Annotated in this window: 2 protein-coding genes; one reads left to right on the top strand and one right to left on the bottom strand. The window is 70.7% G+C overall.

The annotated features are described in order from the left end of the window. Positions 1-474: 3,4-dihydroxy-2-butanone-4-phosphate synthase (locus DP106_RS15220; protein ID WP_120086634.1), on the top strand; the 474-nt coding region annotated here is incomplete at its 5' end. 15 nt (positions 475-489) lie between these two features. Here DP106_RS15220 and DP106_RS16445 read toward each other — a convergent pair. After that, positions 490-621, bottom strand: coding sequence for a hypothetical protein (locus DP106_RS16445; RefSeq protein ID WP_269453336.1), 132 nt, complete (start codon positions 619-621; stop codon positions 490-492). Positions 622-1,162: the final 541 nt, after the last annotated feature.

The raw sequence follows: 1,162 nt of genomic DNA, 5'->3' as shown, positions 1-1,162 counted from the left end.
CTTTCGCATCCGGCCGGCGCGGACCACGAGTTGGGTTACGACGAGCGATCCTCGTTTTCGATCACGGTGAACCACCGGGGGACGTTCACCGGGATTACCGACGAGGACCGCGCGCTCACCATCTCCGAACTCGGGGCCGCCGCGGGACGGATCGCCACGGAGCGGCGGATCGCGGGCGACGGCGCCGGCAGCGCTATCGCGACCGACGCCGAGCGCTTCGCCGAGTCGTTCCGCGCCCCCGGACACGTCCACCTGCTCCGGGCCGCGCCAGGCGGTCTGGCCGACCGGGAGGGCCACACCGAACTCGGGTTGGCCCTCGCCGACGCGGCGGGCGTCGAACCCGCCGTCGTGGTCTGCGAGATGCTCGACGACGGGACCGGCGGCGCGCTCTCGCCCACCGCCGCCCGGGCGTACGCCGACCGCAACGACCTCCCCTACGTCGAGGGGAGCGAGTTGATCGCCCGGTTTGGCTGAGCCGCCTTCGGGCGATCACGCCCGCCGGAGCAGCGATATCGCCACGGCGTAGCGCGCCCCGCGCTCGCAGTCGACGGTCGTGTCTGGTTCGTCGCCGTCGCACTCGATGCTCCGTCCGCAGCACTGACAGGTGATCTCGAACTCCACGGGTGGCTGTGCGCCGGACGTTCGCGCCGATCGGCGGCCGAAAACCGCGCGTCGTGGATCGCTCTACCGGATCGCCGGCGACCGACGAACGGTACCTCCGGGTGGCCCGTGAGAGGGGCGTCGACGCGTGCAGACGTCGTTCCCCCCCGGCGCACGTCCCGTACGCGAGGGCCATTCTCGTCGTCCCGGGCGAAAGGCGTACGGGCTGGCGGCGCCGTCGCCCGGGTTCCGGGCACGGACACTCGAACGGGCCGCCGAACACGCCGAGGCTCCGGGCGTGCGGTCTCGCTTCGCTCGCTCGTTTCGGGCTCCGACTCGTCCGCCCAACTCCCCGTGGAAATTTTATAGTATATAACCTCCTCGCTCCGCTCGCCGCCGTGAGGAGTGAGCGTCCTGACGGAGTCCCACGCGAGCGAAGCGAGCGTGGGGCACGTCAGGACCGAACGACGACGCGGTCGCTGCAACGCAGCGACTGCGAGGAGTGAGCGTCCTGACGGAGATTTGAACTCCGGTCCCTGGCTCCGCAAGCCAAGAGGATAGT

The organism is Halonotius pteroides (assembly GCF_003605635.1).
GTDB classification, from domain to species: domain Archaea; phylum Halobacteriota; class Halobacteria; order Halobacteriales; family Haloferacaceae; genus Halonotius; species Halonotius pteroides.
The sequence above is the reverse complement of the archived record's forward strand: the minus strand, read 5'-3'. Positions and strand labels throughout refer to the sequence as shown.